24 protein-coding genes are annotated in these 24,358 nt (G+C 66.3%); 13 read left to right on the top strand and 11 right to left on the bottom strand.

Annotated features, from left to right (window positions below; translation table 11 throughout):
• Positions 1 to 87: 87 nt before the first annotated feature.
• From GFY24_RS03265 to GFY24_RS03250, 4 genes are read left to right on the top strand one after another with little or no spacing between them, the layout of a single operon-like run.
• Positions 88 to 1,806 carry a thiamine pyrophosphate-binding protein gene (locus tag GFY24_RS03265; protein WP_153803381.1) on the top strand — a complete coding sequence of 573 codons (1,719 nt, stop codon included), beginning with the start codon at positions 88 to 90 and terminating at the stop codon, positions 1,804 to 1,806.
• Complete coding sequence (locus tag GFY24_RS03260) at positions 1,803 to 2,462, top strand: SRPBCC family protein (protein WP_309230381.1); 660 nt, start codon at positions 1,803 to 1,805, stop codon at positions 2,460 to 2,462. Before GFY24_RS03265 ends, GFY24_RS03260 begins: the two co-directional genes overlap by 4 nt.
• A gap of 11 nt (positions 2,463 to 2,473) precedes the next feature.
• Complete coding sequence (locus GFY24_RS03255; protein WP_153803380.1) at positions 2,474 to 3,514, top strand: 3-oxoacyl-ACP synthase III family protein; 1,041 nt, start codon at positions 2,474 to 2,476, stop codon at positions 3,512 to 3,514.
• The gene (locus GFY24_RS03250; RefSeq protein WP_153803379.1) at positions 3,514 to 4,614 is read left to right on the top strand and encodes an aminotransferase class I/II-fold pyridoxal phosphate-dependent enzyme; all 1,101 of its coding nucleotides are present in this window, start codon (positions 3,514 to 3,516) and stop codon (positions 4,612 to 4,614) included. Before GFY24_RS03255 ends, GFY24_RS03250 begins: the two co-directional genes overlap by 1 nt.
• On the opposite strand, the gene GFY24_RS03245 is transcribed toward GFY24_RS03250, so the two are convergent.
• Positions 4,568 to 5,536, bottom strand: a complete 969-nt coding sequence (locus GFY24_RS03245) for a bile acid:sodium symporter family protein (protein WP_309230380.1) — start codon at positions 5,534 to 5,536, stop codon at positions 4,568 to 4,570. The two genes, GFY24_RS03250 and GFY24_RS03245, sit on opposite strands and share 47 nt — an antisense overlap.
• A 103-nt stretch (positions 5,537 to 5,639) precedes the next feature.
• Between GFY24_RS03245 and GFY24_RS03240 the strand changes: the two genes are divergently transcribed.
• From GFY24_RS03240 to GFY24_RS03225, 4 genes are read left to right on the top strand one after another with little or no spacing between them, the layout of a single operon-like run.
• A complete protein-coding gene (locus GFY24_RS03240; RefSeq protein WP_153803378.1) occupies positions 5,640 to 6,596 on the top strand; it encodes a TIGR04222 domain-containing membrane protein in 957 nt (318 codons plus the stop codon).
• Complete coding sequence (locus GFY24_RS03235) at positions 6,593 to 7,507, top strand: DUF692 domain-containing protein (protein ID WP_153803377.1); 915 nt, start codon at positions 6,593 to 6,595, stop codon at positions 7,505 to 7,507. The genes GFY24_RS03240 and GFY24_RS03235 overlap by 4 nt, the downstream gene beginning before the upstream one ends.
• A complete protein-coding gene (locus GFY24_RS03230; RefSeq protein ID WP_153803376.1) occupies positions 7,504 to 7,836 on the top strand; it encodes a hypothetical protein in 333 nt (110 codons plus the stop codon). The genes GFY24_RS03235 and GFY24_RS03230 overlap by 4 nt, the downstream gene beginning before the upstream one ends.
• 32 nt (positions 7,837 to 7,868) lie before the next feature.
• Positions 7,869 to 8,297, top strand: a complete 429-nt coding sequence (locus GFY24_RS03225; protein WP_153803375.1) for a GNAT family N-acetyltransferase — start codon at positions 7,869 to 7,871, stop codon at positions 8,295 to 8,297.
• An 18-nt stretch (positions 8,298 to 8,315) separates the two neighbouring features.
• Here GFY24_RS03225 and GFY24_RS03220 read toward each other — a convergent pair whose 3' ends face one another.
• Entirely contained in the window at positions 8,316 to 8,726 is a 411-nt protein-coding gene (locus tag GFY24_RS03220; protein WP_309230421.1) for an SdpI family protein, read from the bottom strand.
• Positions 8,727 to 8,954: 228 nt separating this feature from the next.
• Here GFY24_RS03220 and leuS point away from each other — a divergent pair, with 228 nt between their 5' ends.
• The gene (leuS, locus tag GFY24_RS03215) at positions 8,955 to 11,831 is read left to right on the top strand and encodes a leucine--tRNA ligase (RefSeq protein WP_309230379.1); all 2,877 of its coding nucleotides are present in this window, start codon (positions 8,955 to 8,957) and stop codon (positions 11,829 to 11,831) included.
• A 26-nt stretch (positions 11,832 to 11,857) separates the two neighbouring features.
• Here leuS and GFY24_RS03210 read toward each other — a convergent pair whose 3' ends face one another.
• The 3 genes from GFY24_RS03210 to GFY24_RS03200 form a co-directional block, all read right to left on the bottom strand.
• Positions 11,858 to 12,649, bottom strand: coding sequence for a polysaccharide deacetylase family protein (locus GFY24_RS03210; protein ID WP_153803373.1), 792 nt, complete (start codon positions 12,647 to 12,649; stop codon positions 11,858 to 11,860).
• A gap of 74 nt (positions 12,650 to 12,723) precedes the next feature.
• Positions 12,724 to 13,512, bottom strand: a complete 789-nt coding sequence (locus tag GFY24_RS03205) for a polysaccharide deacetylase family protein (RefSeq protein WP_153803372.1) — start codon at positions 13,510 to 13,512, stop codon at positions 12,724 to 12,726.
• A 152-nt stretch (positions 13,513 to 13,664) separates the two neighbouring features.
• Positions 13,665 to 14,369 carry an SDR family oxidoreductase gene (locus GFY24_RS03200; RefSeq protein ID WP_153803371.1) on the bottom strand — a complete coding sequence of 235 codons (705 nt, stop codon included), beginning with the start codon at positions 14,367 to 14,369 and terminating at the stop codon, positions 13,665 to 13,667.
• Between the two features lie 166 nt (positions 14,370 to 14,535).
• On the opposite strand from GFY24_RS03200, the gene GFY24_RS03195 reads away from it, so the two are divergent.
• Both GFY24_RS03195 and GFY24_RS03190 read left to right on the top strand, forming a co-directional pair.
• On the top strand, positions 14,536 to 15,876 hold the full coding sequence (locus GFY24_RS03195) for a glycogen debranching protein (protein WP_153803370.1): 1,341 nt from the start codon (positions 14,536 to 14,538) through the stop codon (positions 15,874 to 15,876).
• Positions 15,877 to 15,968: 92 nt separating this feature from the next.
• Complete coding sequence (locus tag GFY24_RS03190; RefSeq protein WP_153803369.1) at positions 15,969 to 16,706, top strand: glycoside hydrolase family 25 protein; 738 nt, start codon at positions 15,969 to 15,971, stop codon at positions 16,704 to 16,706.
• 1 nt (position 16,707) lies between these two features.
• Here the strand turns inward: GFY24_RS03190 and GFY24_RS03185 are convergent, their stop codons facing one another.
• From GFY24_RS03185 to GFY24_RS03175, 3 genes are all read right to left on the bottom strand, one after another.
• Entirely contained in the window at positions 16,708 to 17,433 is a 726-nt protein-coding gene (locus GFY24_RS03185) for an amino acid ABC transporter ATP-binding protein (RefSeq protein WP_153803368.1), read from the bottom strand.
• The gene (locus GFY24_RS03180) at positions 17,430 to 19,202 is read right to left on the bottom strand and encodes an ABC transporter substrate-binding protein/permease (protein WP_194852718.1); all 1,773 of its coding nucleotides are present in this window, start codon (positions 19,200 to 19,202) and stop codon (positions 17,430 to 17,432) included. Before GFY24_RS03180 ends, GFY24_RS03185 begins: the two co-directional genes overlap by 4 nt.
• 172 nt (positions 19,203 to 19,374) lie before the next feature.
• Positions 19,375 to 20,148 carry an LLM class F420-dependent oxidoreductase gene (locus tag GFY24_RS03175; protein WP_153803367.1) on the bottom strand — a complete coding sequence of 258 codons (774 nt, stop codon included), beginning with the start codon at positions 20,146 to 20,148 and terminating at the stop codon, positions 19,375 to 19,377.
• 209 nt (positions 20,149 to 20,357) lie between these two features.
• Here GFY24_RS03175 and GFY24_RS03170 point away from each other — a divergent pair, with 209 nt between their 5' ends.
• Complete coding sequence (locus GFY24_RS03170; RefSeq protein WP_309230378.1) at positions 20,358 to 21,428, top strand: sn-glycerol-3-phosphate ABC transporter ATP-binding protein UgpC; 1,071 nt, start codon at positions 20,358 to 20,360, stop codon at positions 21,426 to 21,428.
• A 31-nt stretch (positions 21,429 to 21,459) separates the two neighbouring features.
• On the opposite strand, the gene GFY24_RS03165 is transcribed toward GFY24_RS03170, so the two are convergent.
• Positions 21,460 to 21,948 (bottom strand): helix-turn-helix domain-containing protein, encoded by a 489-nt coding sequence (locus GFY24_RS03165; protein ID WP_228565908.1) that lies wholly within the window; start codon positions 21,946 to 21,948, stop codon positions 21,460 to 21,462.
• A gap of 96 nt (positions 21,949 to 22,044) precedes the next feature.
• On the opposite strand from GFY24_RS03165, the gene GFY24_RS03160 reads away from it, so the two are divergent.
• Entirely contained in the window at positions 22,045 to 23,214 is a 1,170-nt protein-coding gene (locus GFY24_RS03160; protein WP_153803365.1) for a thiolase family protein, read from the top strand.
• Between the two features lie 17 nt (positions 23,215 to 23,231).
• On the opposite strand, the gene GFY24_RS03155 is transcribed toward GFY24_RS03160, so the two are convergent.
• Complete coding sequence (locus GFY24_RS03155) at positions 23,232 to 23,513, bottom strand: hypothetical protein (protein ID WP_194852717.1); 282 nt, start codon at positions 23,511 to 23,513, stop codon at positions 23,232 to 23,234.
• Positions 23,514 to 23,709: 196 nt separating this feature from the next.
• Positions 23,710 to 24,048 (bottom strand): hypothetical protein, encoded by a 339-nt coding sequence (locus tag GFY24_RS03150; RefSeq protein ID WP_228565907.1) that lies wholly within the window; start codon positions 24,046 to 24,048, stop codon positions 23,710 to 23,712.
• Between the last annotated feature and the right edge of the window lie 310 nt (positions 24,049 to 24,358).

Genomic DNA, 24,358 nt, shown 5'->3' with positions numbered 1-24,358 from the left:
ACGACCCGCCGGGGATTGAACCGGCCATAGCTCGCATACGTATCTCGGGTGACAGAGTCGGTGTCGGGCACCGAAGGGAGCCGCCCCATGCACAACGGAACACGGGTCATGGATCACCTGGTCAGAGCGGTCTCCGGCATGGGCGTGCGGCATATCTTCGGGGTGGACGGCGCGAATATCGAGGATCTCTACGACGCGGCCTTCGACCACCGGCACGCGGTGACCGCGGTGGTGGCCAAGCACGAGTTCGCCGCGGCCACCATGGCGGACGGGTACGCGCGATCCACCTCCGGATTCGGGGTGGTGTGCGCGACCTCCGGCGGCGGGGCCGTGAACCTGGTGGCCGGGCTGGCCGAATCCTTCGCCTCGCGGGTTCCGGTGCTCGCGCTGGTCGGGCAGCCACCGACCGTATTGGAGGGCAAGGGAGCGTTCCAGGACACCAGCGGGCAGGCCGGAGCATTCGACGCGGTCCGGTTGTTCAAGCCGATCTCGCACTACTGTGCGCGCGTCGACGCGCCCGCCGACCTGCCCGCGCATCTCACCCGCGCGGTCGCCGCCATGCGATATGGCGGACCGGCGGTGTTGTTGCTGCCCAAGGATATTCAGCAGGCCGAGCTGATCGCGCCGAACTTCACCCCACCCGCGCCCATGTACCGCCGCGATACCGAGAGCCTGCGCCGGGTACTGCACACCCTGCGCGCCGCGCGCGCCCTCGGGAAAGTGGTGATCATCGCCGGTGACCAGGTCGCGCGCGATGCCGCCCGCGCGGAGCTGGCGCAATTGGCCGCGATCCTGGATGCCGCCGTCGGCGTCGCACCGGACGCCAAGGACGTCTACCACTACGCCGACCCCGGATTCTGCGGTATCGCGGGCAGTATGGGCCATCCCGAACTCACCGACGCCCTGCATGGGGCGACGCTGTGCCTGCTGGTCGGCACCCGCATGCCGGTCACCGCGCGGGCCGGACTGGAGGGGCCCCTGGACGAGGTGCCGCTCGCCAGCATCGGGGCGGGCATCCCATTCCTCACCGCCGTACACGCGCACAGCACCGATCTCGCGCTGACCCTGACCGAGCTGATCGGCGAATTCACCGCTGCCACACCGCTTCACCTGCACAACGCACGAGGTGAGACGGTGCACAGCGAACCGGTGCGCACCGAAACCTCGCTCACCGCACTGCGAGTGCCGTCATCCGACGGTCCCGGACTGCGGTATCGGGAGGTGGTCGAGACCATCAACGAGGTGCTGCCCGAGGGGTCGGACGTCTTCGCCGATGCGGGCAATACCGGTGCGGCGGTGGTGCATCACCTGCGGCTGCCGCGCGACGGCCGGTTCACGGTCGCCCTGGGGATGGGCGGTATGGGTTATGCGTTCGGCGCCGGAATCGGGTCGGCCTTCGCCCGGCACCGGCGCGCGGACGGAACCATCCGCCGTACCTTCGTCATAGCCGGTGACGGCGCTTTCTACATGCACGGCATGGAGATTCACACCGCCATCGAACACTGTCTGCCGATCACCTTCATCGTCTTCAACAACAACGCACATGCCATGTGCATAACTCGCGAACAGCTGTTCTACGGGGATCGATACAGCTTCAACAGGTTTCGGCCGGCGTATCCGGGCGCCGGTCTGGCGGCCATGTTCCCGGATCTGTGCACGCACGCACCCATCACCCGAGCCGAGCTCGCCGAATCACTTCGGCACTGCGTCGGCAGTCCGGGACCGTCGTTCATCGCCGTCGACTGCGATCCCGACGAAATCCCGCCCTTCACGCCGTTTTTGACGGCACCGAGGAGGTCATCGTGACCATCAGCGCCCTGCCCGCACTCAGCGACATTCCCGAGGGGGTGGTGCCCGGACTCCTGCGTATCGAGAACTCCGATCGCGAGGCCACCACACCCGTCATTCTGGAGATGCTCCGCTCGGTATATCCGCACGACCAGATATTCGGCGACTACTGCCCGGTACAGGGGTATATCGACTGCCCGCCCCGGGAGCTGTACGAATATCTCTCGGACACAAGGTCATTGGAGGAGTGGACGTACAGTCTGCGCGGCTTCACCGAGACCGGGAAGCCGGGCCTGTGGGAATCGTATGACCTGCTGGGCCCCAATACCCGTATCTACACCCGCACGGTCGCCAATCCCGATGCCATGACGGTGGATTACCACTGCGCCTGGGATCAGAGCGACCACCTGTGGATGATCTACCTGATGCGCGTGGTCGACGCGCAACTGGTGTTCGACAAGCCCGGCTCTGTGGTGCTGTGGACCAATTGCCATCACCCGTTCTACGACCGTAATCCCTACCAGGACACCGCACCCGAGGGCCGCAAGGTGTGGGTGGGCGACTTCTGGGAGATGTTCTCCGCGGGGCATCAGCTGGAGCTGGACAATCTCCGGGCGATTGCCGAGTACCGCGCCTCGAACGGATTGCCCATCACCCCCGACTGGATGAAATAGGTAGGTGCGCCATGGATTTCACGGACCCTCGTCTCACCTCCCCGCCCCAGGTCAGCCTGGTCGATGTGGCCAGTTATCTGCCGGGCGAGCCGGTCGGGACCGAATACTTCACCCAGTTCTCGCGTTCGGAACGGATGGCCAAGAACGTCATGTTCCGCGCGCCCAAGGCGCGTCATCACGTCGGCCGCGACGAGACCGTGGTCGATATGGTGGAGCAGGCCACCGCGCCACTTGTCGAACGCCATGGGACACAACTACTTCCGCAGATCGACATTCTGCTCACCCACACCCAGCTGCCGAACAATCCGGTACTGGGCGCGGGCGGTGAGGTGGCGCGGCGGCTGAATATGAACCCCCGATATGTCTTCGATGTGCACAATGGCGGCTGTGCGGCCTTCGTGCACATGATGTGGCTGGCGCGCACCATCATGCAGACCACCGATGCGCGCACCGCGTTGATCGTCGCCACCCAGAACTGCGCGGGGCCGGTCTTCACCCAGACCGAGATCCGCAAGCTCGCCCAGGCCCCGGTCCCGGGCGACGGCTGCGGTGTAGGGTTGCTCGTAAAGAACAGCAGCGCACCGATTCTCGATATCGAATGCCGTACCTATCCCGAATTCGCCGGGGATATGGACTTCAGCACCGGCTCGGACCGCAAATACTGGGAACCGGGCGAGGGCCAGGGGTGTGTGAGCTTCAGCGAATCCAAGGTGGCCAAGGTGTTCGCGCGCGGCAACCGCCTCGTTCCGGAGGTGGCGCACGAGGTGTGCAAGCGCATCGGGGTGAAGAGTCAGGACATCGACACCCTGGTCACCAATCAGCCGAATCGGCTGTTCCTGCGCAATTGGCATGATGCGCTGGAACTGCCCGCCGAACGGCATCCGGACACCTTCGATCAATGCGGAAACCTGTTCGCCGCCGGCATTCCCGTCACCCTCGATACCGAGAATCGGGCGGGCCGGCTGCGCAATGGATCGGTGGTGCTCATGTCAGCTTTCGCGCACGCGGGCGACTTCGCGGGCGCGGCCGCGGTGCGCTGGGGCGCGGCGTGATGAGTGCGCCGCTGGAGACCTACCGCTTCGAAACGGTGCGATTCGATCTGAGCCTGAGCGAAAACCCGTTCGCGCCATTGCCTTCCGTGCTGGACGCACTGGATGACTCCCTGGCGCAGGCTAATCGGTATCCGGAGTTCCTGCCTCGGCAACTACCGCTGCTCATTGCCGAGCACCTCGGCGTGGATGTCGAACAGGTGGTGGTCGGGGCGGGGGCGACCGGGGTGGCCATGCAGATCATGCAGACGCTGCCCGCGCCCGGAGCCCGATTCGTCTTCGCCACACCGACTTTCGACGGCTATCCGATCATGAGCGGTATGGTCGGGCTGCGCTCGCAGGCGATACCCCTGGATGGCAATGGCCGCCAGGACCTGTGGGCCATGGCACGGGCAGTGGACGAGCGCACCGGACTGGTGGCGGTATGCCGCCCGCACAATCCGACCGGGACCGTGGTTCCGGCCAGTGAATTGAAGGCGTTCCTGTGCACCGTTCCGGCGAGCGTGCCGGTCATCCTGGATGAGGCGTATATCGAATTCCTCGGTGCGGCGGACACTCTCGACGCCGTGGAGTTGGTGCGGCGGCACCCGAATGTGCTGGTGATACGCACCTTCTCGAAGGCGTACGGGCTGGCCGGCCTGCGTATCGGCTACGCGTTCGGCTCACCCGAGCTGGTGCGGCGGGTGCGGCGGCTGCAACTACCGTTCGGCGTGCAGGCCACCGCCGCCGCCGCGGTGCGCGCCTCCTACACGGCCGAGGCTGAACTCGGCGAACGCATCCTGCGCATTACCACCGAGCGGGAAATGCTGCGTACCGCGCTGCGGCGCAATGGCATTCGGGTGCCACGTAGTAGCGCGAACTTCCTGTACCTGCCCGGGCGCGAGGTGGCCCCGGCGCTGGCGCGCGCCGGAATCGTGGCCAAACGCTATCCCGACGGCAGTGCCCGCATAGCCGTCGGCGATCCGGTCGCCGGGCACGCGGTGTTGCGCGCCCTCGCCGCCCGGCCTACCACCGGCGCGCGACCATTACGCCGCGACGACAGCCGGGTGCTCTCGCTCACGGTGCGGTCCGAGCCCAGCGTTGTGCGAGCGCCGCGCAGGTGATCAGCTGTATCTGATGGAAGATCATGAGCGGCAATACGATCAGGCCGATCGGATGACCGGCGAACAGCACCGTCGCCATCGGTAGACCCGTCGCCAGGGACTTCTTCGAACCACAGAACACCACCACGATCCGATCGCCGCGATCGAAATGCCGGGCCCGGCCCAGCGCCGAGGTCGCGGCGAGCACGATCGCCAGCAGTACACAGCAGACCAGGACCAGCAGCAGAATCCGCCACGGGGACATGGCATGCCAGATGCCCTCCACCATGCCCGCGCTGAAGGCGCTGTACACCACCAGCAGGATGGAGCCGCGGTCCACCAGTTTGGTCGGCTCGGCATAGCGGGTCAGGAAACCCTTCACCTTCGGGCGGATCAGCTGGCCCAGGAAGAACGGGACCAGCAGCTGGAACACGATGTCGGCGACCGAGGACAGATCGACCTTGGCCTGTCCGGTGGTGTTCATCAACAGGATCACCAGGGCCGGAGTCAGGAAGACGCCCAGCAGATTCGAGAGTGTCGCGCTCACGATCGCGCCCGCCACATTGCCTTTGGCGATCGAGGTGAAGGCGATCGACGACTGCACCGTGGACGGGACCAGGCACAGGAACAGCAGGCCGGTGTACAGATCCTCGGTCAGGATGTGCGGCACCAGCACCCGCGCGGCCACCCCGAGAATCGGGAAGAGCACGAACGTGCAGGCGAGCACGGTGGCATGCAGCCGCCAGTGCTTGAGACCGGTGACCGCCTCATGCGTGGACAGGCGCGCGCCGTACAACAGGAAGAGCAATGCGATGGCAATCTTCGTCAGCCAGCTCACTATGTCGGCGGCCTCGCCCCGGGCCGGGAAGACGCTGGCCAAGCCGACCACGGCGAGGATCGACAGAATGAATCCGTCGATGTAGAACTTGCTGAGAAATCGCACCGAACCAGGCTAATCACCCAATATCCGCAGTATTAACACCGCACCCGCGGGACGGCGATACTGGTGGTGATCGATTGTCCGGACTCCTGAGAGTGGAATCGCCATGGTCCCTCGGACCACACTGGCCGCGGCGCACAGCCCGGCCACCGCCGATACGTGGGGCATCCCCGGCCCCACCTTCCTGATCGCGTACGTGCTGCTGGGCTTGGTGGCGGCACTGTTCGGATTCGTTCAGCGCGCCAGGATCATTCGCGCCGACACCTCGCGCGCACATCTCGAGGCCGCACTCTCCCCCACCGAAACCGCCATGCTCTTCGACGATCGGCGGCCCGTACTCGCCGGACTCGCCCAATTGCGCGGGTACCAGCTGGTCGACTCCACCGGGGCGGCCACTCGCTCGCCCACCGATACCGAAGAGCGCCAGCTGGATCCGGTGTCGCGGACCATGCACCGGTATCTGCGCGACTCCTACCAGCGGCGTATGCCGCAGCTGGTGGTGGCGACCCGCGAACCACTCACCGCACTGCGGCACACACTCACCGATCGCGGCTACCTGATCGGCCCCGAACAGCGGAAGTCCCTGCTACTGGCCGCACTTCCGCTCATCGCCGTACTGGTGCTCGGGTTGGTGCGCATTATCGCGGGCATCGCCAACAGTCACAGCGTCGGATATCTGATCCTCTGCGTCCTCGTCGTCATCATCTGCACCCTCGTGCTGCTGCGCCCGGCGCGACTCACCCGGCGCGGGCGCGTCGCCCGGCGCGAAGCGGTGCAGCGCAATGGTCACCTGCGCCCCGCTCACGCGCCCGCCTACGCCGCCTACGGCCCCGACAGCGCGGCCCTGGCCGCCGCGCTCTTCGGCGCGACGGTGCTGTGGAGCCTGGACCCCGGATTGGCCGGGGCCACCGGCACTCTCGCGGGCACCGGAATCGGCAGCACCGGCAACAGCTGCTCCAGCTCCAGCGGCGACAGCGGCAGCAGCGACAGCGGCAGCAGCGACAGCGGGGGTGGAAGCAGCTGCGGCGGTAGCAGCTGCGGCGGCGGAGGCTGCGGCGGATGACGCCGCTACCGGCGGGGGCGATCGGGATCGGGTGGCGGCGCGAAATCTGCGGAATGATCGCGGCCCTGGAGGGGATCGGATTCTGCGAGGTCATCGCGGAATCACTATTGCCGCAGCCTACTTCGTGGCGCGCACTGGGCCGCCTCGGGTCCGGGTTGGCGCGGCGACGCGCCGAGGTCGCGGTGCCGGAGGAGCTGGCCGAGCTGATCCGGCGGGGTATACCCGCTGTGCCACATGGGATTTCACTGTCGCTGGGCGGAGCGGAGGCAGTGGATGAGCGGCGGGTCCGGCATTTGTCCGAGTGCGCGCGGGCGCTGGGTGCACCACTGGTGAGTGAGCACATCGCCTTCGTACGGGCCGACGGGGTGGAGGCCGGGCATCTGCTGCCGGTACCGCGCAGCCGCGAAGCACTGGATGCGCTGGCACGCAATATTTCCCGGACCCAGGCGGAGCTGGACGTGCCGCTGGCGGTGGAGAATATCGCCGCACTGTTCGAGTGGCCGGACGCGGAGTTCACCGAGGCCGAATTCCTGCAGGAGCTGGTGGAGCGTACCGGGGTACACCTGTTGATCGATATCGCGAATCTGTATGCCAACGCGCGCAACAGATCTCGTGATCCATTGACCGAACTACTGCGGCTACCCACCGAGCGTCTCGCCTACTGCCATATCGCGGGCGGTCATGAGGTGGGCGGGCGTTATCACGACACCCATACCCATCCGGTGCCCGGCGAGGTGCTGGCCCTGGTCGCCGAATTCAGCGTCGACCGCCGGGTGCCGCTCATGCTGGAGCGGGACGGAAACTACCCTCCCGCAACCGAACTCGCCGCCGAACTGAACTCGATCGCCACCGCCTCGGACCGCCCCGCCATCTCCCTGCGCACCGCGCTCCCGGCACGAGCGCGCGTATGACCGAACCCGGCCCCGGCACGACCGCATCACTCGCCGAACAACAGGCGGCGCTGGTGCGTGCCCTCGTCGCCGGCGCACAGGTCCCCGCCGGGTTCGATACCGCCGATATCTCCGCGACCGCGCACGCCCTGCTGCACAAGCGCGCAGGCGAAGTGGCACAACGCTTTCCACTACTGGCGCACACCTGCGGCCCGGATTTCACCGCACGGTTCATGACCTGGGCGCGCACCCGGCCCAAGATCAGCACCGCCGCGGACGCCGCCGCCTTCGCGACCGAACTCGGCCTGCCACCCCCGCGCAGCGGTCGGCGGGACCGGCTGCGCCGATGACCCACACCGCCGGGCTGAGGCATGCTGACTGCATGATCGAGGTAGTCACTGTCAGCACGGAGCAGGAGCTAGCCGACGCCTACGCCATTCGCATGAAGGTGTTCGTCGCGGAGCAGGGTGTGCCGGAGGAGATGGAACTCGACGAGCTCGATGCCGTCGCCGATCATTTCCTGGCCCGCCTGGACGGGCAGCCGATGGGTGCGGGACGGTTGCTCGTTCGTGCGGATGTGGGCGTGCTCGGCCGCCTGGCGGTGCTGCGGGAATCGCGCGGGACGGGATTGGGTGTGGCGCTGGTGCTGGCCATCGAGGAGCGTGCGCGCGAGCGCGGACTGGTCGCGGTGGAATTGCACTCGCAGACCCACGCACAGGGCTTCTACGAAAAGCTCGGGTACGAGGCTTACGGCGAGATCGGCGATGACGCGGGCATCCCGCACATCTGGATGCGCAAGAAGCTCGGCTAGAACCGAATCACTTCGCGGTCAGTTCGCGGCCGGCGCGCAGGTATCGCGCAGCGAGCACGAACCGCAGGCGCTGCCACAACCGCCGACCTCTTCGGCGGGTGCCGCGGCCTCGAGGGCCTTCTCCGCGGCGAGTGCGCCCGCGCCGAGGGTGAAGAACGCGATCACCACGGCCAGCACCGGAATCAGGATCCCGGCGATACCGCCGCCGACCAGCGCGACACCGCCACCGGCGGCGAGCAGCAGCCCGGCCACCAGGGTGGTGGGCGCGGCCACGCGATTGGCGAGCTTGAAGTTCTCCTCGGACTTCACCGCGGCCTCGGAGTGCACCCCGAAGTAGCGGTTGCCGGGCAGCGTGCCGGTCAGTCCGAGCACTCCGGTGACCACGGCAACAGCCGACAGAACAAACAGAATAAGCGCGACTACGACCACGGTGCTCAATTTACCTCCGCTCCGCTCCGGTAGGGCTCGCGGCCCCGGGAGTCCTGAACCTTCCCTCCCTCCGCTCAGTCCAGAACCGGGACGGGCCGCGAACCTTGAAGGTTTCTCTCCGCGTGTTGGTGCGCGAGGTTGTTACCCCTTTTGGGTGGAGCGGTGTGCACGCTTTACCCTGGTGAGCGACCTTATCGGGGATCGGCTAGGAAATAAGAAGGCAGGACCGTGCAGGACACTCGTGCAACCGACACACCCACCGCGACGGCGGCGGGGGCCAGCGATGTGCCCGCACACCGTTACAACGCCGAGCTGGCGGGCCGGGTAGAGCAGAAGTGGCAGCAGGCTTGGCAGGAGCGTGGCACCTTCTACGCGCCCAACCCGACCGGGCCACTGCGGGGTGAGACTCCCGCCGACAAACTGTTCGTGCAGGACATGTTCCCGTACCCGTCGGGCGCGGGCCTGCATGTGGGCCATCCGCTGGGCTATATCGCCACCGATGTGTTCGCGCGCTTCCATCGCATGCGTGGCCGGAATGTGCTGCACGCCCTGGGTTATGACGCCTTCGGCCTGCCCGCCGAGCAGTACGCCGTGCAGACCGGTGCGCATCCGCGGGTGACCACCGAATCCAATATCGCGAATATGCAGCGTCAGCTGGATCGACTGGGCCTGGGCCACGATCGCCGCCGCTCCTTCGCGACCACCGATCCCGAGTACTACAGGTGGACGCAGTGGATCTTCCTGCGCATCTACAACGCCTGGTACGACGCGGGTCAGGGCAAGGCGCGCCCGATCGCCGAGCTGATCACCGAATTCGAGGACGGTAAGCGGGTCGGCAATGGCGATGATCGCGCCTGGAGCGAGCTGAGCCGGGCCGAGCGCAATGCCCTGATCGACTCGTATCGCCTGGTGTACCAGACCGATTCGATGGTCAACTGGTGCCCTGGTCTGGGCACGGTGCTGTCCAATGAGGAGGTCACCGCCGACGGCCGCAGTGAGCGCGGCAATTTCCCGGTGTTCCGTAAGCGCCTGTGGCAGTGGATGATGCGCATTACCGCCTACTCCGATCGCCTGGTCGACGACCTGGACAATCTGGATTGGCCGGACAATGTGAAGTCCATGCAGCGCAACTGGATCGGGCGCTCGCGTGGCGCGCAGGTCAAGTTCGAGGCGGGCTCGGACATTATCGAGGTGTTCACCACCCGTCCGGACACGCTGTTCGGTGCCACGTATGTGGTGCTGGCCCCCGAGCACGAACTGGTCGACCGGCTGATCGAGGCTTCCTGGCCGTCCGGCACCGATGCCCGCTGGACCTTCGGCGGCACCGATACCCCGGCGGAAGCCGTTGCGGCATACCGTAAGTCGATCGCCGCCAAATCGGATCTGGAGCGGCAGGAGAGCAAGGAGAAGACCGGCGTCTTCCTGGGCTCGTACGCCACCAATCCGGTGAACGGCGCGCGCGTGCCGATCTTCATCGCCGACTATGTGCTGAGCGGTTACGGCACCGGCGCCATCATGGCCGTCCCCGGTCACGATCCGCGCGACTGGGAATTCGCCTCCGCCTTCGGCCTGCCGATCGTGGAAGTCGTTGCGGGCGGCGATATCTCGGAGGCCGCGCACTCGGGCGAGGGTGTGCTGGTGAACTCCGGATACCTGGACGGCCTGGAGATCGACGCCGCCAAGGCCACCGTGATCGAGGCCCTGGAAGCCAATGGCCACGGCCGCGGCACCATCCAGTACAAGCTGCGCGACTGGCTGTTCGCGCGCCAGCGCTACTGGGGCGAGCCCTTCCCGATCGTCTACGACGAGGACGGCGCGGCGCACGCCCTGCCGGAATCCATGCTGCCGGTGAAGCTGCCGGAGATGGAGGACTTCGCCCCGGTCACCTTCGATCCGGATGACGCGAACTCCGAGCCGTCCCCGCCGCTGGCCAAGGCCACCGACTGGGTGCATGTCACGCTGGATCTGGGTGACGGTCCCAAGCGGTACCGCCGCGATACCAACGTCATGCCCAACTGGGCGGGCAGCTCCTGGTATCAGCTGCGCTACGCCGATCCCACCAACTCGGAGGCGTTCTGCGCCGAGGAGAACGAGCAGTACTGGCTGGGCCCGCGTACCGCCGAACACGGTCCGAAGGATCCGGGCGGCGTCGACCTGTACATCGGTGGTGTGGAGCACGCGGTGCTGCACCTGCTGTACTCGCGCTTCTGGCAGAAGGTGCTGTTCGATCTGGGCGATGTGTCCTCGAGCGAGCCGTACCGTCGCCTGTTCAACCAGGGCTATATCCAGGGCTTCGCCTACACCGATGAGCGCGGCGCTTACGTGCCCGCCGCGGAGATCGTGGAGCGGGACGGAAAGTTCTTCTGGACCAACGCTTCCGGTGTGGAGATCGAGGTCTTCCAGGAGTACGGCAAGATCGGCAAATCGCTGAAGAACGCCGTCTCCCCGGACGAGATGTACGAGGCGTACGGCGCGGACACCTTCCGCTTCTACGAGATGTCCATGGGTCCGCTGGATGCCTCACGCCCCTGGTCCACCAAGGATGTGGTGGGCGCGCAGCGCTTCCTGCAGCGCGTGTGGCGGCTGGTGGTGGATGAGGAGACCGGCGGTATCCGCGTCACCGACGCCGAACCCTCGGGCGAGGCACTGCGCCTGGTGCACAAGACGATTGCCGGTGTGGACGACGACTACGCCAACCTGCGGGACAACACCGCGGGCGCGAAGCTGATCGAGCTGACCAATTATCTGACCAAGAACTTCGGCGACGGCGCACCCCGCGCCCTGGTCGAGCCCCTGGTCCTGATGCTGGCGCCCATGTCCCCGCATATCGCCGAGGAGTTGTGGGAACGCCTGGGCCACACCGCATCCCTGGCGCACGGCCCCTTCCCGGCCGCCGATCCCGCACTGCTGGTGCAGGATTCGGTCGAGTACCCAATCCAGGTCAACGGCAAGGTTCGCAGTCGTGTCAGCGTCCCCGCCGACGCCGATCAGGCCGCGGTCCAGGCCGCCGCCCTGGCCGACGAGAAGATCGCGGAACTGCTGGGCGGCAAGGACCCTCGCAAGATCATCGTGGTCCCCGGCCGCCTGGTGAATATCGTTGCCTGACACCCCCGTCATTCCGGCGTGCGGGGTTAGGTGAGCACCAGGACGTCGTTCAGCGTGACGGTCGTGAGGTTGCGCTCGCGGATGATGTCGGCCAGCTGATCGAAGACGTGGGTGACGGTCGGCCGGTTGGCGTGGCCGATCACGATGGACTGCGCCCGGAACCACTGCCGGGCGGCGTTGAGCACCATGTCCTCGTTGATCACCGTCATGGTGTCGTTGAGATTGCCGTACCACATGGTGGGCACCACATAGCCGGAGTCGGCCGCCACCTGGTCGACCAGACCATTGTGGTGGCCGAACGGTGGACGGTAGAACGGGGTGCCGTCGGTGCCGAAGTTGTTCCACAGGAACGCTTTCGCGCCGTCGATCTGATCGGCGATCGCGCCGGCCGAGAGCCGGGTCAGGTCCGGGTGGTTCCAGGTGTGGTTGCCCAGTTGGATCTGGCCGGAGTCGACGAGGGGGCGCAGGGCGTCGCGGTGCACCGTCCAGGAGTCGTAGTAGGCGGTCACGAAGAAGGTCATGCGAATACCGGTGCGGCGGGCGAATTCGATGAAAGCGCCGACGGTTTCGATGCTCGCGCCGTCATCGATGGTGAGCGCCATATTGTTTCCGTCGCCGGGTAGCGCGCTGATGGTGCCGGGGCCGATGGCGGTGCGCGGGGATACCGGTGGAAGCGTCAGTCCGGGAAGTAGATTCGGCGGAATGATGCCGCCGGACGATCCGGTGTCGAAGGGGAAGTCGGCGTGCGCCTCACCCGTTCCGAGCAGGGTGGCAGCGGTGCCCGCCGCGAGCAGCGTCAGCAGCCGTCGTCTGTCCATCGTCGAACCTCTTCACTAGCACCCGGTCGCCGGGCAGGCGTCCGGAAATTCCACTGCGCCTGGGGATTACGCATTCACCGGGGCGGCGCCAAAACATCGTTCAGAGTGACCATGGCGAGATTGCGCTCGCGGACCAGGTCGGCCAATCGGTCGTAGCAGTGCGTGACGGCGGGGTGATTGGCGTGGCCGATGACAATGGTCTGCGGGTTGAAATACTTTCGCGCGCAGTCCATCAGATAGTCCTCGGTGATCACGCCGGAGTCCGAGAGCGAGCCGTACCACATGGTGGGCACGACATAGCCGAGATCGGCGGCCACCCGGTCGACGGTGCCATTGTGGCGGCCGAACGGCGGTCGATAGAAGGGGGTGCCGTCGACGCCGAAGGTATTGCGCAGGAACGTCTTCGCCTGATCCAACTGGGCGGCCACCGCACCCGCGGAGAGCGTGGTCAGATCCGGATGATTCCAGGTGTGATTGCCCAACTGGATCTGACCGGAATCCACCAGCGGCCGCAGGGCATCCCGGTGAATGTTCCAGGAGTCGTAATAGGCGGTGACGAAGAAGGTGAAGCGCGCGCCGGTGCGCTTGGCGAATTCGATATACGCGCCGACCACTTCCGCGCTCGCGCCGTCATCGACGGTGAGCGCCATGGAATTTCCGCCACCGGGCAGCGCGGTGATGGTGCCCGCGCCGATCGGCGTCTTGGGCCCACCGGGCGGGGCGGGCAGCAGCCGCGGGGTGCCTCCCGGCAGCTGACCACCGGCGGATCCCGTATCCAGGGGATCACCGTACGCCGGGGTGCAGCCCGTGAGGGCGGCCGCCGTGCCCGCCGCGAGCAGCGTGAGCAGCCGTCTTCTGTCCATCGTGTTCGATCGCTCCGAAATTCGGTTCCGCATACGGAACTTCAGTACCGCGCCAGTTCCGGACGGCTCATCCGGTTATATCCACCCGCGATGAACTCGACACCAATTCCGCGCGAAACGATCGAAATTCAAGAGAAACGTTAAGGCTGCTCTCAGCGTGGGATCGGCCGCAGCACGATTTCGGTGGGATGCGCGTCCCGCGGCGTCTCGATGGCATTGCGTACCGTCCACGCCACCGTCTCCGGGGTGAGGAATTCGCTCGGCTCGTATTCGCGCTGCTCCCCCGCGACCAGCGCCCGCTGCATATCGGTGTCGATGCGCCCGGGATGCACCGAAGTCACCCGCAGATCCGGTTCCTCCAGTCGCAGTGCGTCACCGAAGGCGCGCAGCGCGAACTTGCTCGCCGCGTACACGCCCCAGCCGGGATTGACGCGCAGCCCCGCGCCGGAGTTGATCAGCACCACATGCCCGTGCGCGGCGCGCAGTGCGGGCAGTAGCACCCGGGTCAGCTCCGATACCGCTATCAGGTTGGCTTCCAACGTATTCCGCCACTGCGCAACGGACGAATCGGCTATTGTTCCCAGGTCGGCGATGCCGGCATTGTGCACCAGAACGTCCAGCCGCTCGATCGACTCGGCCGCGGCGGCCACGGCCGCATAGTCGGTCAGCTGCACCGGCCACCCGGTGGCATCCGGCAATTCCCGCAGCATCGGTTCCAGGGCCTCCGGCGTGCGCGCACCCAGCAGCAGGCGGTGCGTGGGCGCGAGCGCCCGGGCGATGGCGGCGCCGAGGCCACGGCTCGCTCCGGTGATCAACGCGGTAGGACGGTCACTGCCGGTCTTCGCGGAATTCGCCATGCGATCACCGTAACCGGGGGCGCGGCACGAGCGATGCGTTGGCTAGGCATTACAGGGGTTCGGAACACCCGGCGTTCGAACATGTGAAAAGGCGAACAGAGTGCAACTCGGCGAACCGGGGGATACCCATCGCGCATACCTGCCAGTTCCGTCGCAGAATAGGGCGATGACACATGCGGGTTTCACGCCCACCCAGCTCGCGGCGCGCGCGGCCTACCTACTGCGCGGCAACGATCTGGGCACCATGACCAGTGCGGCGCCCAGACTGTATCCACACATGTGGAGCTGGGACGCGGCCTTCGTCGCGGTCGGACTGGCACCGCTGAGCGTGGAACGCGCGGCACTCGAACTGGACACACTGCTATCGGCGCAGTGGCGCAACGGCATGATCCCGCACATCGTCTTCGCCAACGGCGTGGACGGTTACTTCCCGGGGCCCAGTCGCTGGGAATGCCGCCGCCTCGCCGCCGACGCCCCGGACGGACCGGATACCTCCGGCATCACCCAGCCACCCGTGCATGCCATTGCGGTGCAACGGATTCTGGATCATTCGCGCCGGCACGGGCGCAGTACCCGCGCGGTCGCCGAGGAGTTCCTGCAACGGCGCTGGCCCGATCTCATGCGCTGGCATCGCTGGCTGGCGTACGCGCGAGATCCCAAGCAGCACGGGCGAATCACGCTCTACCACGGCTGGGAATCCGGGATGGACAACTCCCCGCGCTGGGATCGCGCCTACGCCAACGTGATTCCCGGACCGGACCTGCCGCCGTACGAGCGAGCCGACCTGCAGGTGGTGGGTGATCCGACGCAGCGGCCCAGCGATCGCGAATACGACCGGTACATGTGGCTGGTCGAGCAGATGCGGCGGGCCGGCTACGACGACTATCAACTGGCCTCGACAATGAGTTTCGCCGTCGAGGATGTGTTCGTCACCGCCATTTTCGCGCTCGCCTGCGATGTGCTGGCCAATATCGGCGAGGACTACAAACAGCCGCACGCCGATGTGCGCGAACTGTACGAGTGGGCCGACTACTTCCGGGCGGGCGTGGTCGCCACCACCGACGCGCGCACCGGGGTGGCCCGCGATTTCGATGTACGCGCGGACAAGTGGATCGAGACCGAGACCCTGGCCTCCTTCGCACCGCTGCTCTGCGGCGGACTGCCCCGCGATGCCGAGCGGCGCCTGCTGCGCCTGTTCGAAGGCCCGCGCTGGTGCGGGCATCCGGATCTGCGGTACGCGCTGCCGCCGTCGACCTCACCGGTATCCAAGGACTTCCGGCCGCGCGAATACTGGCGCGGACCGGTATGGCCGGTGATGAGCTGGCTGTTCTCCTGGGTGTTCGCGCGGCGCGGCTGGGCCGAACGCTCGTTCATGCTGCGCGCCGAGGGACTGCGCCAAGCCAGTGACGGCAGCTTCGCCGAGTACTACGAACCGTTCACCGGTGAGCCGCTGGGCAGTATGCAGCAATCCTGGACGGCGGCCTCGGTACTCGACTGGCTGGGCTGAGCCGCCACCGATCCGGCGATTCAGCTAACATTTGGACAACGTACGGGCGCGCCCGTGGCCAAGGTGCGTAAGCCCACCTAGCGTCCATTCGTATGGTTCGACGAAAGAAGCTGGGCCTGGCCACTTTCGCGGTGGCCGGCATTCTCGCGGCAATGTCGGCCGCCCCCGCGGCGGCCGATGCGGGCGGGCCCGATGTCTCGTCCTGGCAGCACCTCGACGGTCGCATGATCAACTGGTTCGAGGTGCGCGCCTCCGGCAATCACTTCGCCATGGTGAAGGCCACCGAGGGCGTCAACTATGTGAACCCGTATTTCATCCCGGACAGCCTGCTCATGCGGGCGGCGGGCGTGGCACGCGGCACCTACCACTACGCGCGGCCGAATCTGCTGCCCGAGGCGCAGGCGGCGCTGTACGCCACCACCGTGCTCGGTCAGAACGGGCCGCTCGACCTGCCGCCGGTCCTGGATCTGGAGGATTCGGGCGGCCTGCCCGCACCGGCGCTCATCGACTGGACACACCGGTATCTGAATACGGTGCAGGCGTTGACCGGTCGCGTACCGATCATCTACACGTATCCGCGCTTCTGGCAGACGGCCATGGCCGATACCAATGAATTCACCAGGTACCCACTGTGGATCGCCGATTACCGTGGAAACGACGGACCCGAGGTGCCCGGCGGCTGGCCCACCTGGACGTTCTGGCAATACACCGATTCCGGGAATGTGCCGGGAATCGCCGGGGGCACCGATCTGAACGTATACAGCGGTGCCCAAGGCGATTTCGGCCGATTCGCGAATATGCCCAGCTTCGGCAGCAGCGGCGGCAGCTAGGTCACAGAACCTGCGAGAGGAACTGTTGCAGGCGCGGGGTTTCGGGGTTGTCGAAAAGTGCCTCCGGCGTACCGGTTTCGACAACCTTGCCGTGATCCATGAACACCACTCGATCCGATACCGAACGGGCGAAACCCATTTCGTGCGTCACCACGATCATGGACATGCCGCCCTTCGCCAATTCGGCCATGAGCGCGAGCACGCCCTTCACCAACTCCGGGTCCAGCGCCGAGGTGGCCTCGTCGAAGAACATTAGCTGCGGCTTCATCGCCAGTGCACGGGCGATGGCGACCCGCTGCTGTTGACCGCCGGACAGGTTCGCGGGCCGGGCATCGGCCTTGCCCGCCAGGCCGACCGCCTCCAACTGCTCCAAAGCCAGGGTGCGCGACTGTTCCTTGGAGAGCCCGTGCAGCTTCTGCGGGCCGAGCGCCACATTCTCCGCGACGGTCTTGTGCGGGAACAGGTTGAAGTGCTGGAACACCATGCCGATCCGGCGGCGCAACTGGTCCGGATCATCCTTCAGCACCGACTTACCGTCGAGGAGGATGTCGCCCCTACTCGGTTCGTGCAGCCGGTTCAGTACGCGCAGCAGCGTCGACTTGCCCGAACCCGACGGCCCGATAACCGTGGTGGTCTTGCCCGCGTCCACATGAATGTCGACCCCGCGCAGCACCTCATTGCCGCCCAGCGTCACATGCAGTCCGGTACCGGTGAGAGAGGCACTCATGCTCCACGCCCTTCCGTGATCACGGCCTGCTCGACCGGTTCGATCGTCTGCTCGGCGCGGCCGGTACGCAGGCGGCCGTCGATGTAGTTCACCAGGTGCGTCAGCGGCACCGTCAAGACCAGGTACATCAGACCCGCCGCGACCAGCGGTGAGAGACTTCCGGTCTGCGCGTTCAGGTCTCGGCCCACCGCGAACAATTCCCGTTGCGTGGCAAGCAGTCCCAGGAAGTAGATGAGCGAGGAATCCTTGATGAGCGCGATGAACTGATTCATCAGCGCGGGCAGTACCCGGCGCACACCCTGCGGAATCACCACCAGGGTCATGGCCTGCCGGTAACCGAAACCGATGGCGCGGGCCGCCTCCAACTGGCCCGGCTCCACCGATTGGATACCGGAGCGGAAGATCTCACCGATATAGGCCGAGGACAGCAGTGCCAGCGCCACCACGCCCAGCCAGTACGGGTTGTTGCCGGTCACGTTCTTCACCACCGGGCCGACACCCAAACCGATGATCAGAATGATCACCACGGCGGGCAGGCCACGGAAGATATCGGTGTAGACCCGGGCCGGCCAGCGCAGCCAGCGGGTACGGGAGATACCCGCCACCGCGAGCAGCATGCCCAGCACGGTGCCGAGTGCACCCGAAACCAGCGCCAGGATAAGGGTATTGGGCAGACCAGTCTTGATCAGATCGGGAAAAGCTTTGCGGTACAACGACCAGTCGAAGAACGTGTCCTGCAACTGGGCGAGCGTGGATTTCGGCTGCGCGGCAGGTTGACCGGCGTTGTCGTTCGCATGCTCGGCCACGATCTTGTCGAAATCGGGAAGCTGCGGCGGCGCAACGGCTTTGGAACCCGGCTTCCAACCCGGCGGCAGCTCGCGCGGCACCCAGTCCTCATAGAGTTTCGCGTAGGTGCCGTCGGCGATCACCGCGTCCAGACCCGCATTGAGCGCATCGGTGAGCGGCTGATTGTCCTTGCGCACCGCCCAGCCGGTGAAGTTGTTGAGGCTGAACGTGTTCTGCACGATCGAGGCCGCGTCACCGGGCTTGATAATGCCGATGGCCTGCTGCGACGGGGCCACCCAGGCATCGATCTGCCCGGTCTTCAGATTTGCGTACGCGGTGTTGTAATCCGGGAACTTCACCGGATCCAGGTGCAGCTCGTTCACCACGTACTCGTCCTGCACGGTGCCCTGCACCACGCCGATCCGGGTACCGCGATTCAGATCCGAGAAGCCTTTGATCGCACTGCCATTCGGCGCGACCAGGGAGAAGTAGCCGAAATCGTAGCCATTGGTGAAGCCGACCAGTTTGCGGCGCGCATCGGTGGTGGTGATGCTCGACGACGCGGCATCGAAACGGCCATTGGCCACCTGCGCCAGCAGACCCGCGAAATCGGTGCCGGTGAACTCCACCTGCACACCGATCTTGGCGGCGGCGGCCCGCAGCAGCTCATTGTCGAAACCGGTGAAGGTGCCCTTGGAATTGAGGCAGATGCTCGGCGGGGCATCCGAGAGCGTGCCCACGCTGAGCTTGCCCGGGGTGAGCAAACCCAGCTTGGTCACATCGATGCGATCCAGCGGTTCGGTGGTCGCCGTGGTGTACCTGTCCGAGGACGGGGACTGCTGCCCCGCCGCCAGATTCGTCGGCGCGGCACTGGCTGCCGCCGGCCCCGGCGGTGAGCAGAGATCACCGCTGTTCGGTGCGGCCGAGCCCGGCCCGGTCCCGAGGGTGACCGCACCCAGCGTGACCAGCAACACCCCCGCCATCGACAGCATGCGAGGTCGGCGGCCGTACCGCCGGGACCTGGCCATTCGCAAGCAAACCATGACAAAACACCCTAGTGGGGCCGGCCCGCTACACCAGAGTTGCCATCAGCTCGAGTCCAGCAACCGCATCGCTCCCCCGTCATCCCGGCATGCTTTCGGCCGGGATCCACACCTATGCGGAGAACTTGTCCCGCCAGGCAACCGCCTGCTGCACACCCTCGAGGTTGTAATCCGGCCCACCGACCCCCACCGTGAACAATGTCGCCCCCGCGGCCACGAAAGCGGCGGCCTTGTCCGCGCCCGGCCAATCCACCGACTTCTCGATGGCCACCGGATCGGTACCCACGGCCGCACAATGGTCGGCCAGAATCCCCGACTTGCGCTGCAGCACTTCCAGATCCGCGAAGCTGTGCCAGATATCGGCATACTGCGCGGCCAGCCGCAGCGTCTTCTTCTCGCCACCACCGCCGATGAGAATCGGAATATCGCGCACCGGCTGCGGATTCAGCTTGGCCAGGCGATCGGTGATCCGCGCCAGATAATCCTTGAGCAGATCCAAACGGCTTCCGGCGGTGCCGAATTCGTAGCCGTACCGCTCATAGTCCTTCTCGAACCAGCCCGCGCCGATACCGAGAATGAAACGCCCGCCACTGATGTGATCCACCGTGCGCGCCATATCGGCGAGCAGATCCGGATTGCGGTAGCCGCCGCCGGTGACCAGCGCACCCAGCTCCACCCGCTCGGTCTGCTCCGCGATCGCGGCCAGCATGGTCCAGCATTCGAAGTGCGCGCCCTCGGGATCGCCGTACAGCGGGTAGAAGTGATCCCAGTTGAAGACGATATCCACCCCGGCATCCTCGGAGCGGCGCACCGCATCCCGGATCAACCCGTAGTCGGGCGCGTGCTGTGGTTGCAGTTGAACACCGATACGAACCGGTCGGCTCATGGGCACTCCTGGTCTCGGGAAATATCCGGTAGCCTGCGCAGCGCAGGCGAAGTCCGCGTTCGAGGCGCATGCCTCGCTCTTCGACAACCCGGGCATCCTGCGGCGCATTCCCCCGCTTGGTATCGTCCCCGGGACCCGGGCCCATGCCCGGGAACAACCCCTCTACTCGGATCGTCCGGCACGTTCCTGCCGGTGAAGGGATGTGCACCGTGGCAACGGTGACTTTCGACAAGGCCACCCGGCTGTACCAGGGCTCGGCCAAACCCGCTGTGGATGAACTGAATCTGGAGATCGCCGACGGCGAATTCCTGGTGCTCGTCGGCCCGTCCGGCTGCGGCAAATCCACCTCGCTGCGCATGCTCGCGGGCCTCGAGGAGGTGAGCGAAGGCCGCATTCTCATCGGCGACCGGGACGTCACCCATGCCGAGCCCAAGGAACGCGATATCGCGATGGTGTTCCAGAACTACGCGCTCTACCCGCATATGAGCGTCGCCGAGAATATGGGCTTCGCACTCAAGATGGCCAAGGTCGCCAAGGAAGAGCGGCAGCAGCGCGTGCTGGAGGCCGCCAAACTGCTGGACCTGGAGCCGTACCTGGACCGGAAACCCAAGGCGCTCTCCGGTGGTCAGCGCCAGCGCGTCGCCATGGGCCGCGCCATCGTGCGCCAGCCGCAGGTGTTCCTGATGGATGAGCCGCTGTCGAATCTGGACGCCAAACTGCGTGTACAGACCCGCACCCAGATCGCGCAGCTGCAACGCCGGCTCGGCACCACCACCGTGTATGTCACGCACGACCAGGTCGAGGCGATGACCATGGGCGACCGGGTCGCCGTGCTCAAGGACGGACTGCTGCAGCAGTGCGCGTCACCGCGCGATCTGTACCGGAATCCGGCGAATCTCTTCGTGGCCGGATTCATGGGATCGCCCGCCATGAACCTGTTCACGCTGCCGGTCGAGAGCGGAGCGGTATTCCTCGGCGGGCATCGAATCGTATTGCCGCGCACGGTGACCGAGGCCGCGGGGCCGCGTGTCGTGGTCGGTGTGCGGCCCGAGCATCTCGAGCCGGTGAGCGAGGGTCAGGGCATCGGTATGGAGGTCGATGTGGTGGAGGAGCTCGGCTCCGACGCGTACATCTACGGCCGGACCCTCGGCGATGGGGAAACCATTGTGGCGCGGGCGGATTGGCGTAACCCGCCGACCAAGGGCGCGCGGTTGAGCCTGGCCACCGATGCGGAGCACATCTACTTCTTCGGGCCGGAAGACGGACGTCGGCTGAACTGATGTTCCGGTAGACCGATGGCGTCGTCTCGTATTACGCGGGGCGACGCCATTTCTTATTGACGCGAACGCGCAGATTCTCCAGGGGCACTTCATTTCCCGAAGCCGAGCGGACTTCCACGCGCACCGGCTCACCTGTGGCGTCCTCGACTCGCTCCAGTGGGGGCCTGCCGTCCTGTAGGTACTCGTCACCCCACTGCCAGAGTGCGAGTACGGCGGGAAGCAAGCCCAAACCCATTGGGGTGAGGACGTATTCGTGCCGGGTGCGCTTGCCCTCCTCCTGATACGGGCGCTTCTGCAGCAGTCCGGCCTCGGTGAGTTTGCGCAGCGCGCTCGACGCCGCGGCATCGGTAATGCCGACGCGGGTGACGAAGCCGTCGAACCGGGTGGTGCCGTAGTAGCACTCGCGCAGGATGAGGATGGCCGAGCGGGTGCCGACGATATCGATGGCCTTGGCTATGGAGCAGCCCTCCGGCTTCCACGCACTCAGGTCCGCGAGCTTTCCTTCCAATACGACGGGCATGGCGTACATCATACACATGCTGACTTGCCTCAACTATGGCCAGCTCGTAACCTGGCATTAGGGCAATGAAGCCAGCTACTCCGAAAAGGACAAGCCATGAGAGACGCAGTCATCGTCGAAGCCGTACGCACCCCCGTCGGCAAGGGCAAGGCCAATGGCGCACTGCACGGACAGCACCCCGCCGACCTCTTCGCACACAGCCTGCGCGAGGTGGTGCGGCGCACCGGCATCGATCCCGAACTCATCGACGATGTCATCGGCGGCGTCGTCACCGCGGTCGGCGAACAGGGCAGCAACCTCACCCGGCGCGCCGCACTCGCCGCCGGATACCCAGAATCCGTACCCGCCACCACCGTCGACCGGCAGTGCGGCAGCAGCCAGCAGGCCATCCACTTCGCGGCACAGGGCGTCATCGCCGGGGCATACGACATTGTCGTGGCCGGTGGCGTGGAATCCATGAGCCGAGTACCCATGGGCGCGAACATGATCGGCGCGGATGACATCGCCGGAGTCGGATTCGCCGAACGGTACCCGGAAGGACTTGTCTCACAGGGCATCAGCGCGGAACTCATCGCCGCGAAATGGGGATTGACCCGCACCCAGCTGGACGAGTTCGCACTCTCCAGCCACGAAAAGGCCGCCCGCGCAACCAAAGACGGTGCGTTCGAGGCCCAGCTCGCACCCCTGGCCGGCCTCACCACCGACGAGGGCATCCGGGTGGGCAGCACCTTGGAAACCCTCGGCGGCCTGCGCCCGGCCTATTACAGCGAGGAGATGGCGGCCCGCTTCCCGCAGATCGGCTGGCGTATCACCGCCGCCAATGCCAGCCAGATCAATGACGGCAGCTCCGCTGTACTCATCATGACCAGCGAGCGCGCCGCCCAACTCGGCCTCACGCCGCTGGCCCGCCTGCACAGCTTCGCCGTCGCGGGCGACGACCCGCTGCTCATGCTGACCGCCGTCATCCCCGCGACCCGAAAGGTGCTGGCGCGCAGCGGACTCCAGCTCTCGGACATCGACCTGTTCGAGGTCAACGAGGCATTCTCCTCGGTGGTCCTGGCCTGGGCACACGACACCGGAGCCGACCTGTCCAAGGTGAACGTCAACGGCGGAGCCATCGCCATCGGCCACCCCCTCGGCGCCTCCGGCTCCCGCCTGGCCACCACCCTGGTCCATGCCATGCACGACCGAGGTGCCCGCTACGGCCTGCAAACCATGTGCGAGGCAGGCGGATTGGCCAACGCCACCATCTACGAACGCCTCTGATAATCGAAGGAGGGTGCTCAGAACGACACCACGACATTCGCGGTGAGCAATCCGAGCACCCACGCCTCCACCAGCAGCGGAAACGCCACCAGGGCGGTGGTCCAGGCGCGCTGCCGCGATTGCACGGCCCGCAGTACCCACAACGGAATCACCATGAGCGTCAAAGCGATTCCGAACCACCCCACGAAATACGCGAACGGCAGATCACGCGTCTGGCCGGTATCCCGTGCCAGCACTTCGTAATCCGGCACGAATCCCGCCAGCACCCAGGCGAAAACCACCGCCGCGAGGTAAATCACCCCTGCGACAGCAAGATCCACCGAACGTATCGGCGGCCGACACTCCGCCATCCCCCCAGCATGCCCCGCAGGACCGCCGCGCGCCGTCACCCAGGCGGAAGCCCGCCGATTCCCGAGCAGCTCAGCGAGCTCGCGAATACCCAGACGCCCCAGCGACACCCGGTGGTTGCGACAGACCCTCCAAAGCGATCGCGGGTCAGCTCACGGGGTTGCCGACCAGCACGTGACCGAGCGCACCGCAGATCGCGATGATCGGCAGCGCCGCCGCCGTCCACCACCAGGCCCGGCGACCGGTCATAGCCGCCACCGCCGCCAGCACCAGCCCCGCGACCAAAGCGAGCGACATACCGCCGCCGCCAATCAGCAAGCCCCACAACGCCGAAGCGCCCGGCCGCACCACCGAGCACTGCACCGAGAAATCCTTCTTGGCAGTACACCGGTTGTGTATCAGCCCGAAAGCCTTCCCGAACAGGTCATAGGACCACAGCGCCATAATCGCGATATCCACCGCGAACAGCGCAGCCGCAAGCAACACATCCTTCCGACCCACGCGCGCCCGCCCGGCTCCCGACTTCACCTCCGCCGCACCCGACTTCGCCCCGGAATCCCCAGCCGAGTCCGCACTCGACCTCGCCCGCCGCACCGTCTCCTCGTCGACCTCGGGCAGATACGGCTGTCCCGGACCACCCGATGCGAGACCAACCGGCCCCTGCGAATGCCCCGAACCGCCCGCACCCGGTGGATATCCAGGACCACCCGAGCCCTGCGGCGGCCCCGGAACCGGTTGCGATGCAGGCCCTTCCGGCCCCCACGGCACGAACTGCCCCGACCCCTGCGGCGACCCG

Origin of the sequence: Nocardia sp. SYP-A9097, from assembly GCF_009649815.1 — a bacterium.
In the GTDB taxonomy this organism is placed as follows: Bacteria; Actinomycetota; Actinomycetes; order Mycobacteriales; family Mycobacteriaceae; genus Nocardia.
Note: the sequence above shows the minus strand (reverse complement) of the source record. Positions and strands in the feature narration are given on the sequence as shown.

What these genes read in the sequence shown, in the direction of transcription:
- GFY24_RS03265 (WP_153803381.1), top strand. Translation starts at nt 88, where the DNA reads ATGCACAACGGAACACGGGTCATGGATCACCTGGTCAGAGCGGTCTCC.
- GFY24_RS03255 (WP_153803380.1), top strand. Translation starts at nt 2,474, where the DNA reads ATGGATTTCACGGACCCTCGTCTCACCTCCCCGCCCCAGGTCAGCCTG.
- GFY24_RS03250 (WP_153803379.1), top strand. Translation starts at nt 3,514, where the DNA reads ATGAGTGCGCCGCTGGAGACCTACCGCTTCGAAACGGTGCGATTCGAT.
- GFY24_RS03240 (WP_153803378.1), top strand. Translation starts at nt 5,640, where the DNA reads ATGGTCCCTCGGACCACACTGGCCGCGGCGCACAGCCCGGCCACCGCC.
- GFY24_RS03235 (WP_153803377.1), top strand. Translation starts at nt 6,593, where the DNA reads ATGACGCCGCTACCGGCGGGGGCGATCGGGATCGGGTGGCGGCGCGAA.
- GFY24_RS03230 (WP_153803376.1), top strand. Translation starts at nt 7,504, where the DNA reads ATGACCGAACCCGGCCCCGGCACGACCGCATCACTCGCCGAACAACAG.
- GFY24_RS03225 (WP_153803375.1), top strand. Translation starts at nt 7,869, where the DNA reads ATGATCGAGGTAGTCACTGTCAGCACGGAGCAGGAGCTAGCCGACGCC.
- GFY24_RS03210 (WP_153803373.1), bottom strand. Translation starts at nt 12,649, where the DNA reads ATGGACAGACGACGGCTGCTGACGCTGCTCGCGGCGGGCACCGCTGCC.
- GFY24_RS03205 (WP_153803372.1), bottom strand. Translation starts at nt 13,512, where the DNA reads ATGGACAGAAGACGGCTGCTCACGCTGCTCGCGGCGGGCACGGCGGCC.
- GFY24_RS03200 (WP_153803371.1), bottom strand. Translation starts at nt 14,369, where the DNA reads ATGGCGAATTCCGCGAAGACCGGCAGTGACCGTCCTACCGCGTTGATC.
- GFY24_RS03195 (WP_153803370.1), top strand. Translation starts at nt 14,536, where the DNA reads ATGACACATGCGGGTTTCACGCCCACCCAGCTCGCGGCGCGCGCGGCC.
- GFY24_RS03190 (WP_153803369.1), top strand. Translation starts at nt 15,969, where the DNA reads ATGGTTCGACGAAAGAAGCTGGGCCTGGCCACTTTCGCGGTGGCCGGC.
- GFY24_RS03185 (WP_153803368.1), bottom strand. Translation starts at nt 17,433, where the DNA reads ATGAGTGCCTCTCTCACCGGTACCGGACTGCATGTGACGCTGGGCGGC.
- GFY24_RS03180 (WP_194852718.1), bottom strand. Translation starts at nt 19,202, where the DNA reads ATGGCGGGGGTGTTGCTGGTCACGCTGGGTGCGGTCACCCTCGGGACC.
- GFY24_RS03175 (WP_153803367.1), bottom strand. Translation starts at nt 20,148, where the DNA reads ATGAGCCGACCGGTTCGTATCGGTGTTCAACTGCAACCACAGCACGCG.
- GFY24_RS03165 (WP_228565908.1), bottom strand. Translation starts at nt 21,948, where the DNA reads ATGCCCGTCGTATTGGAAGGAAAGCTCGCGGACCTGAGTGCGTGGAAG.
- GFY24_RS03160 (WP_153803365.1), top strand. Translation starts at nt 22,045, where the DNA reads ATGAGAGACGCAGTCATCGTCGAAGCCGTACGCACCCCCGTCGGCAAG.